The sequence below is a fragment of the Pseudomonas sp. 51_B genome (genome assembly GCF_017491595.1).
GTDB classification, from domain to species: domain Bacteria; phylum Pseudomonadota; class Gammaproteobacteria; order Pseudomonadales; family Pseudomonadaceae; genus Aquipseudomonas; species Aquipseudomonas promysalinigenes.
In genome coordinates this window covers 275909-285428 of sequence record NZ_JAFGYW010000004.1, presented here as the reverse complement: position 1 = coordinate 285428, position 9520 = coordinate 275909, and the positions used below count along the sequence as shown (strand labels likewise).

10 protein-coding genes are annotated in these 9520 nt (G+C 58.9%); 6 read left to right on the top strand and 4 right to left on the bottom strand.

The features are described from left to right. The 3 genes from J5M56_RS07885 to J5M56_RS07875 all read right to left on the bottom strand — a co-directional run. Nucleotides 1-175: D-Ala-D-Ala carboxypeptidase family metallohydrolase (locus tag J5M56_RS07885; RefSeq protein ID WP_243430620.1), on the bottom strand; the 175-nt coding region annotated here is incomplete at its 3' end. A 103-nt stretch (nt 176-278) separates the two neighbouring features. Further along, a complete protein-coding gene (locus J5M56_RS07880) occupies nt 279-518 on the bottom strand; it encodes a glutaredoxin family protein (RefSeq protein ID WP_207936314.1) in 240 nt (79 codons plus the stop codon). A 73-nt stretch (nt 519-591) separates the two neighbouring features. Further along, nucleotides 592-1800: an ammonium transporter gene (locus J5M56_RS07875; RefSeq protein ID WP_186476716.1), complete on the bottom strand. Its 1209-nt coding sequence runs from the start codon at nt 1798-1800 to the stop codon at nt 592-594. Between the two features lie 321 nt (nt 1801-2121). Here J5M56_RS07875 and J5M56_RS07870 point away from each other — a divergent pair, with 321 nt between their 5' ends. From J5M56_RS07870 to J5M56_RS07845, 6 genes are all read left to right on the top strand, one after another. After that, the gene (locus J5M56_RS07870; protein ID WP_060477670.1) at nt 2122-2436 is read left to right on the top strand and encodes a YqjD family protein; all 315 of its coding nucleotides are present in this window, start codon (nt 2122-2124) and stop codon (nt 2434-2436) included. A gap of 9 nt (nt 2437-2445) precedes the next feature. After that, nucleotides 2446-2820, top strand: coding sequence for a phage holin family protein (locus J5M56_RS07865; RefSeq protein ID WP_060477671.1), 375 nt, complete (start codon nt 2446-2448; stop codon nt 2818-2820). Continuing rightward, nucleotides 2817-3146 carry a hypothetical protein gene (locus J5M56_RS07860; RefSeq protein ID WP_186476715.1) on the top strand — a complete coding sequence of 110 codons (330 nt, stop codon included), beginning with the start codon at nt 2817-2819 and terminating at the stop codon, nt 3144-3146. The genes J5M56_RS07865 and J5M56_RS07860 overlap by 4 nt, the downstream gene beginning before the upstream one ends. 105 nt (nt 3147-3251) lie before the next feature. Beyond that, a complete protein-coding gene (locus J5M56_RS07855) occupies nt 3252-4583 on the top strand; it encodes a deoxyguanosinetriphosphate triphosphohydrolase (RefSeq protein WP_186476714.1) in 1332 nt (443 codons plus the stop codon). A gap of 278 nt (nt 4584-4861) precedes the next feature. Beyond that, nucleotides 4862-5482: a response regulator transcription factor gene (locus J5M56_RS07850; protein ID WP_060477674.1), complete on the top strand. Its 621-nt coding sequence runs from the start codon at nt 4862-4864 to the stop codon at nt 5480-5482. 19 nt (nt 5483-5501) lie between these two features. Further along, nucleotides 5502-9143: a transporter substrate-binding domain-containing protein gene (locus J5M56_RS07845; RefSeq protein ID WP_347709420.1), complete on the top strand. Its 3642-nt coding sequence runs from the start codon at nt 5502-5504 to the stop codon at nt 9141-9143. On the opposite strand, the gene J5M56_RS07840 is transcribed toward J5M56_RS07845, so the two are convergent. After that, complete coding sequence (locus J5M56_RS07840; RefSeq protein ID WP_186476713.1) at nt 9127-9471, bottom strand: YggL family protein; 345 nt, start codon at nt 9469-9471, stop codon at nt 9127-9129. The genes J5M56_RS07845 and J5M56_RS07840 overlap by 17 nt on opposite strands. Nucleotides 9472-9520: the final 49 nt, after the last annotated feature.

The window sequence follows — 9520 nt, the reverse complement described above, 5'->3', positions numbered from 1 at the left end:
AGCCACTACTGATGATGACAGGGCGGCCGAACAGCGCTCGCACTTGCTCGAGGGCTTGGCAAAGAAGGCGCAGATTACTCATCGCCTCGGGCGTGGGGGTATTGTCCAGCCCCCCTCTTGCGGCAGTTTGCGAAACGGTCATTTCCCTGAGTGTGAAGTGCGGTGTGATGAACATGGCGAGCCTCTTTTGACAATGCACCGAACCGATACGCGTCATCGGTTGGTCATCATTGCTTGCACCGCCAACCCCCTCCAGCCGGTGAGGTTTCCCTCGGCTGTTATGAGGTCAGAAACGCTACCACCTGCTCAGCATCGAAAGGCCAATGCAGCTCGGCAGCAGTATCAGCGCGGCGCAGCACTGGAATGATCAGCCCATACCGCTCGAACAGCGCTTGTTCATCGGCGATGTCAACCAGTTCGATAAGCAGGCCGTGGTCGACGAATGGCATGAGCACGGCTTCGGCCACTTCACACAAGTGGCACCCAACGGTGCCGAAGAGTTGGCATTCAGGCAGCATGGGGCAAGGCTCGATTCAGCAATTGGACAACCCTATTTTAGGTCTCTCTTGCCCACGGCGCACCTGAAGCTGTTCAATCCTGGCTGGTGGCGCCTATCCGGTGCAGTGACAGGTCAGCACCCTGAAATTCCTGCTCATGGCTTAAACGCAGGCCATGCAGTCGCCGTATCAACCCATACACGGCAAAACCACCGACCACTGCCACCCCTACTCCTGCCAGGCTACCCAGCAACTGGCTGATCAAGCTTACCCCGCCCATGCCGCCCAGCGCCTCCTGCCCGAACACGCCACAGGCGATGCCACCCCATAGGCCACACAAGCCATGCAGCGGCCAGACACCGAGGACATCATCGATCTTCCAGCGGTTCTGCGCAGCGGTAAAACTCCATACGAACAGCACACCCGCGACCAGGCCGGTGGCCAGCGCACCAATAGGGTGCATCAGATCAGAACCGGCACAGACCGCCACCAGGCCCGCCAGTGGGCCGTTGTGCAGAAAACCTGGGTCGTTACGCCCAGCCAGCAAGGCCGCAAGAGTGCCGCCCACCATGGCCATCAGCGAATTGATTGCCACCAGGCCGCTGACCCCTTGCAGGGTCTGAGCGCTCATCACGTTAAAGCCAAACCAGCCAATGATCAGGATCCACGACCCCAGCGCCAGAAAAGGGATGCTCGAAGGTGCGAAGGCCACCAGCCGGCCATCGCGATAACGTCCACGCCGCGCGCCCAACAGCAGCACCGCTGCCAGCGCCAGCCAGCCACCCATAGCATGCACCACTACAGAGCCTGCAAAGTCATGGAACGGCGCCCCAAAGCGCGCCTGCAACCACGCCTGCACACCAAGATTGCCATTCCACACCACCCCTTCGAAGAAGGGATAGATGAACGCTACGATCAGCGCAGTGGCGCACAACTGGGGCGCAAACCTTGCACGTTCGGCGATGCCACCGGAAATGATCGCAGGAATCGCCGCAGCGAAGGTCAGCAGAAAGAAGCATTTAACCAACGCGTAGCCATGGTCCACAGCCAGTTCAGAAGCAGGCTGCAAGAAACTCACGCCATAAGCGACCCAGTAACCGATGAAAAAGTACACCAATGCAGAAACGGCAAAATCGCTGAGGATCTTGGACAGTGCATTGACTTGGTTCTTGTGCCGCACCGTGCCGACTTCCAGGAATGCGAAGCCGGCATGCATGGCGAGCACCAGGATGGCGCCCATGAGGATGAACAAGGTATTCGAGCTATGGACCAGGGAGCCCATTGCGCTGTGCATGTTTTCCATGAAAAGGCAGACCTGCTGAAATTGAGCACCAGGACAGTTCAAGACCTTGCATCCCTGCACCGATTCGGTGCCAGCTTTCGCCCGGTTGTGGCGATACGAGCGCAGCCTGCGTGGTTTTTTCTTGGGTTTGTCGTGGATTGGGTTAAGGTTTATCGGTGCCTGTCAGGGTCGACGCCCTGCTTCGGCGCATCGATCCAGATGACGCCCTGCGTTGTGGCAATTTCCGTTAGCAAGTGCCATACCAGTACAGCGACTGAACCTTCCAAGCGCCGCGTCACTCGAACTATCTACATACTTTCAATACCTACCAGGGAGAGCCCCATGGCCAGCAAATCGGCAAAGACTGCACAAGAGATATTGATGGCTGACTTCCAGACCTTGGTCCGTGACACGGAGAAACTGCTGGCAGACACCGCCAATCTGGCGGGCGATCAGGCTGAAGAGCTGCGCAGTCAGCTTCATGAGCGCCTTTCCCAGGCACGTGAAACCCTGCAACTGACGCAAGAAACGGTGCGTGAGCGCGGCCAGGAAGCCCTTGGTAGCGCCGAGCAGTACGTGCAGGAAAACCCATGGCAGGCCATCGGTATCGCTGCCGGCGTCGGATTGTTGATCGGCCTGCTCGCCAACCGGCGCTGAGGAGCTTCCATGGAGAACGACAGCATTGCCACCGGCGCCTCAGGCAAACGCCTGGGTGCTGCGGTACTGGGGCTTTTGCACAGCCACATCGAACTATTGGGAATCGAACTGCAGGAGCAAAAAGGCCGTACCCTGAGGCTGCTGTTGTTCGCGGGACTTGCGCTGGTCTTCGCCCTGCTGCTGCTCACGGCATTGTCTGGCCTGTTGCTGGTCCTTCTGTGGGACAGCTATCGCTTGGCGGGTATCATCGGTCTATGCGTTTTTTATGGCTTGGCAGCTGTGTTCTGCGGCCTGCGCCTCAAAGCCGCTGTGTTTGACGAGTCATCGCCCTTCAATGCCACCCTCGAAGAACTGGCCAAGGATAGGGAGCGTCTGTTGCCATGAGCCTGCCTGAACTTCCCCATACGCGTAACCCACGTGAACTGCGCAAAGCGCTTCTGCGCCTGCGCCTTGAAATGCATCGCCAGGAAATTCGTCAGGAGTCCGGCCAACTGCTGCAACCCTTGGTGCGCCTGCGCGGCATTGGCAGCTCGCTGCATGACGGTTTGGGCATCAAACATGCACCGCTTTGGGGAATAGGCGCAGTGGTCGCGCTAGGCTTTCTGACCGGCAAAGGCGTGCGCAGCGGCAACCTCAGCCGCCTGGTACGCTTGGGTACAAGCCTGGTTCCTCTGGTGCGCCTGTTCCTGCAAGGCAATCGCCGCCACTGAGCATGGCCTGCGGCCCTAATCCCACAGGGGCGGTTTTAATCTGCCCCTTGCACCCCTGCCCGCCGCACCTGAAGCTATACCCTTCGATCGACAGGAGAGAGCGCCTTGGACTGGCACACCCTGCTCACCCGCGAACGGCTCGGCAAAGCGCTGTACAGCGCCGATGAGCTTGGCCGCAGCCCCTTTCACAAAGACCATGACCGGATCATCTTCTCGGGCGCCTTCCGCCGCCTGGGGCGCAAGACGCAAGTCCATCCGGTATCGAGCAATGATCATATCCACACACGCCTGACGCATTCCCTGGAGGTGAGCTGTGTGGGCCGTTCGCTTGGCATGCGCGTGGGCGAGACCCTGCGCTCAAGCCTGCCCGACTGGTGCGATCCGAGCGACCTGGGGATGATCGTGCAGTCGGCTTGCCTGGCCCACGACATTGGCAACCCGCCGTTCGGCCACTCCGGTGAAGATGCCATTCGCCACTGGTTCCAACAGGCGGCAGGCAGGGGCTGGCTGGACGACATGAGCGATGATGAGCGCGCTGACTTTCTCAACTTCGAGGGTAACGCCCAGGGTTTTCGCGTACTGACTCAACTTGAGTACCACCAGTTCGACGGCGGCACGCGGCTTACCTACGCGACCCTGGGCACCTACCTGAAGTACCCGTGGACCGCTCGCCACGCAGATGCACTTGGCTATAAGAAACACAAATTCGGCTGCTACCAGAGCGAGCTGCCGCTGCTCGAACAGATCGCCCGCAAGCTTGGCCTGCCGTTGCTCGAGGACCAGCGTTGGGCCCGCCATCCGCTGGTCTACCTCATGGAAGCGGCTGATGACATCTGTTATGCGCTGATCGACCTGGAAGACGGCCTGGAGATGGAGCTGCTGCACTACGCCGAAGTCGAGGCGCTGTTGCTGGACCTTGTCGGCGACGACCTGCCGGAAACCTATCGCCAGCTTGGGCCTGCCGACTCACGTCGACGCAAGCTTGCGATCTTGCGGGGCAAGGCAATCGAACATCTAACCAATGCGGCCGCCGCGGCTTTCGTCGAGCAGCAGCAAACACTGCTGAGCGGGCGCCTGACTGGCGATCTGGTCGAGCACATGCACGGCCCAGCCAAGCGCTGCGTGCTGCAGGCAAAGGCGATGGCGCGAAACAAGATTTTCCAGGACAAGCGCAAGACGTTGCATGAGATTGGCGCCTACACCACCCTAGAAATACTCCTCAACACGTTCTGCGCTGCGGCCCTAGAGCAACACGGCGGGCGTACCCCCTCATTCAAGAGCCGCCGCGTGCTTGACCTAATCGGTAACAACGCCCCCAGCCCCAATGATTCGTTGCACAAGGCGTTCCTGCGCATGATCGACTTCATCGCCGGCATGACTGACAGCTATGCCAGCGAAATGGCGCGGGAAATGACCGGCCGTTCGAGCCCGACCTGAACAAGCCCCTGCGCCCGGTTGAATAGCCGGGCCAAGGCCTAACTATCAGAAACTTCCTACACGCGGCATCCATTACTAAACACATGCTACACGGGCTGCTGAAAAGTTACCGAATCATCCTTGGTAGCGAAGTAATTCCTTACACTTCGTAGCTCAATGTGTACTTAGTTGTAAGCCATTTCCCATATCTAACGAATCTCTATACTGCACCCCCCTGCTGACGTCCAACTGGGGTAAGGTGCCACCTGCCTCCGTCATACGCAGCAGGGAGTTTTGATATGAACACTGTATTCATTGTCGATGACCATCCCGTCATCCGTCTTGCAGTTCGCATGCTGCTGGAAAACCAGAATTACAAAGTCGTGGGCGAATCCGACAATGGTGTGGATGCCATGCAACTGATTCGCGAAACCCAGCCGGAGTTGGTGATTCTCGACATCAGTATCCCTAGGTTGGACGGCCTGGAGGTGCTTTCACGCTTTCAGGCGATGGCCATGCCTTTGAAGGTGCTGATACTTACCGCACAGGCCCCGGCACTGTTCGCCGTACGTTGTATGCACTCTGGTGCAGCTGGTTATGTATGCAAGCAAGAAGACCTTAGTGAGCTACTCAGCGCAATCAAGGCCGTCATTGCCGGATACAATTATTTTCCCAGTCAGGCCATTCATCACAGCCATGAAACAGCAGACTCAGACCTAAGACTTTTCCGACTCGTTAACGATCGAGAACTCATGGTGTTACAACTTTTTGCACAAGGTCGTAGCAATCAAGAGATTGCAAAAGGCATGTTTCTAAGCAACAAAACAGTCAGCACCTATAAAAAGCGCCTCATGCAGAAGCTGCAGGCCGATTCTTTGGTCGAGCTGATCGAAATGGCAAAACGCAACGCGCTGGTCTGAGGTCTTGATTGTGCGAATCATTACCTGCCTAGGTCTTTTCCTGGTGCTGGCCTGCAACCTGGCTCAGGCTTCAACCCCTGACGCCGAGCCCTATACACTGTTGGCGCGATCTTCGAGCAACCCAATCAGCCCGCGCCTGACCGAACAACAGCGGCAGTGGCTGGAGGGCCGATCGGTACTGGTTCTGGGCATATCGGCGCCTGACTATCCTCCTTTCGACATCACCGGGGGTGGGCAAGTCTATCAAGGCCTTACCGCCGAATACGCCAACCTGATCGGCAAAGCATTGAACTTGCCGGTCCAGGTCATGCGCTACGCCACCCGCAGCGCAGCAATTGAGGCGCTCAAGCAAGGCAAAATCGATTTACTGGCCAGTGCCAACGGCTATGAAGCGGCAATCGAGGGCCTGACCCTTTCCCATCCCTATGCAATCGACCAACCGGTCTTGGTCACGCGGGAAGATGAAGGGCTTCCCCTGAACTCAGGCCTTGCTGGGTTGCGACTGGGCATGCTGTACCACTACTTGCCCAAGGACAGAGTCCGCGCTGAGTATGCCCAGGCCCAGGTGCTGGCATTCGACTCAACCACACAAGCCCTGAATGCCGTGGCGTTCGGCCAGGCGGACGTATTTATCGGCGATACCATCTCGACACATTACCAACTCAACCGCGGGCACTTGCCGCGTTTGCGCATGGCAAGTTTTGGCCAGCACGAAAGCATCGGTTTCAGTTTTGCCCTGCGCACGCAGGACGTTCAGCTCAAGGCACTGGTCAATGCAGCGCTCGACCGGCAGCCCAGCGCCGTACGCGCAAGCATCTTCAAACGATGGAGCGCAGGCGGTGATCTGCTGCTGAGTGACCGCAAGCTCCAGTTGACGCCTGAAGAAGAGCAATGGCTGGTGAGCCACCCGGTCATGCGGGTCGCCATCGACGAAACTGCAGCACCACTTTCCTACTTCGATGCCAATGGCCATTTTCGTGGAATCACCGCCGACCTGCTGGACTTGATTCGCCTGCGTACCGGCCTGCGCTTCGAGGTACAACGGGCCAACGGCATCGCTGATATGCTCGCGCAGCTGCGCGACGGGCGCGTGAACATGATCGCCGCGCTGGCTAACGATGGAAGCACCGACAAACATCTGCACCTGAGCCGCGCCTACCTGGAAAGCCCCCATGTGCTGGTGACCCGCGCCCGTGACGAACAATACGCTTCACTGGAACAACTGAGCGGTCAGCGCGTTGCGATGTCCCGCTACAGTAACCTGGACGATCTGCTGGCAAGCCGCTTTCCACAGATTGGCCGAATCGAAACGCAAAGCCCCTACTACTCCGTGGCCCTGCTCAACAGTGGCGCAGTCGATGCCATGATCACGCCGTTGATCAATGCCAACCACGCGTTGGCCGGCAACCCCAACCTGGTCATTCGCAACACGGTGGGCAACGAACCGGCTGTCTTCGCCATGGCCACCCGCGAACATGACATGCCGCTTGCCAGCATCCTCGACAAAGCGCTGCTGAGTATTTCGCCGGAAGAATTGGGCGCCATCAACAATCGGTGGCGCGGCTATGATGTGCATGAAGATGCCCGTTGGCCTGCCTTGCGGCGTCAGATTCTTCAGGTGCTGCTGGGCACCGGTGTGCTGCTGTTGCTGGCTCTGATCTGGAACGCGCGTCTGCGCGGGCAGATCAAACAACGCCAGCGCGCCGAACGGGCGCTGAGCGATCAACTGGAATTCATGGGCGCCTTGCTCAACGGAACCCCTCACCCGATGTACGTGCGCGATCGCGAGGGCCGGTTGAAAAGCTGTAATGCTAGCTACCTGGAGGCCGTCCAGTCCCGTCAGCAAGACGTGATCGGCAAGCGCCTGGATGAGAGCCAATTTACCGCTGCCGAGAACACTCGCCAGATCCAGGCTGACTACCAGCAGGTGATGGCCGCCGGCGTGCCGCTGATCATCGACCGGCCACTGCGCTTTCACGAGCGGGAGATGACGATCTATCACTGGATCCTGCCCTACCGCGACTCTTTGGGTGAAGTGCAGGGGATTATCGGCGGCTGGATCGATATCAGTGAGCGTCGCAAGCTGGTGCAGGAACTGCGCGACGCCAAACGCCTGGCCGACGATGCCAACCGCGCCAAAAGCACCTTCCTGGCCACCATCAGCCACGAGATACGTACTCCGATGAACGCGGTCATCGGTATGCTCGAACTGGCGCTCAGGCGAGCGCTGCAAGGGCAGGTCGACCCAGCCTCACTGGAGGTGGCGCACCACTCAGCCAGGGATCTGCTGGGCCTGATTGGCGATATCCTCGACATCGTGAGGATCGAATCCGGTCACTTGTCGCTCAGCCCGGAAGCAGTGGATCCCGCAGCGCTGGTGGAGTCGGTAGGCCGGGTGTTCGATGGCCAGGCCCGCCAGAAAGGCCTGGCACTCCAGGTATGGATCAACCCCAACGCCCGCTGCCATGCTTTGCTCGACCCGCTGCGGTTCAAGCAGATACTTTCCAACCTGGTCAGCAATGCCATCAAGTTCACCGAGCAAGGGCAGATCCACGTCACGCTAGGTTTGCGCGACCAAGGCCCTGACGCGCCGCCGACCCTGGAGCTCGAAGTGCGTGACAGCGGCATCGGCATTGAGGAAGGTGATTTGCAGCACTTGTTCAACCCATTCGTGCAAGCCAACCCACACAGCCAGGGCGCCCGTGCGGGCACTGGGCTGGGTTTGGCGATCTGCCGTAGCCTAAGCGAGATGATGGGTGGCACTTTAAGTATCAACAGCACTCCCGGGACAGGTACTCAGGTGCGCCTGATGATGCCCTTGGAGCCTGTCGAAGCGCCGGTGCCTGTAGTATCGGAGGTGGAAGAGGTCGAGGTCCCCGCTGCCGACCTGAAGGTCTTGGTCATCGATGACCACCCAGCCAACCTGATGCTGATGGCGCAACAACTGAGCTACCTGGGGCTTAGCCATACCAGTGCAAGCGATGGCCGCCAAGGCCTGGAGAAATGGCGCACGATGCCGTTCGACGTGCTGGTACTAGACTGCAACATGCCTCACATGAATGGTTACCAAGTGGCTACCGCGGTTCGCTGCGAAGAGCGCAAGCTAGGTCGCCCGCGCTGCATCATTCTGGGTTACACCGCCAACGCTCAGCCGGAAGTCCGACAGAAATGCCTGAGTGCAGGCATGGACGACTGCCTGCTCAAGCCTATCAGCCTGCGTACCCTGAGCCAGTGCCTGGCCAAAATCACGCCCCGTCCAAGCCCGGCAGTAGCGCCACCTTTTAACCTCGCAGGCCTGACTGGCATCGTAGGCGACAGTGCCCAAAGCCGCAGCCTGTTTCTCACCGCCGTGCATAAAAGCCTGAAAGACGATCTGAAATTGCTCATGGCCCTGGACCCTGTCGAACAGGCAGACGGTATCCGCGAGCAGGCGCACAAGATCCTGAGCGCGGCGCGGCTTTTGGAAGCAAAGGCCATGATGGAGGCCTGCGCGGCCCTGGAAAGGCAAGATGGCCCTACGCCATGCATCAAATTACAACGGCAGGTACTGGCACGGCATATGCGCCGAGTAGAGAAAGCGCTGGCCAGAGAACTGGCCAGCGCTTTATCGAGCGAACCCCCGGGCGGGGCCGCTCAAGCAGGCATCAGGAAGCCGGGTTGATCGGCTTTTCTGGATACCAGGCATCCAGCAGCGGGCTGACTTCAATATTGGTCAGCTCGCTGCGGCCTTTGAGCCAGGCTTCTACGGCAGCACGCTGCTCTTCGCTGACCGAGCCGCGCTTGGCCGAGCAAACCAGGCCAAAATCATCGCCACCGACATAGTCCAGGCCGTTGGCATCCATGGCTTCAGTCAGAAATGCGTCGAGGAAGGCATCGATGGCTTCGTCGGACAGGTCTTCCTTGAAACCCAGGTTCAGTTCGAAACCCAGCTCCTGGAATTCATCCACGCACAGCTTCTTGCGTAGACGACGGGAACGGTTGGTAGCCATGAAACAATCCTCTTAAGTAATTACGCGCGGCACTTTAACAGTTTCCGCG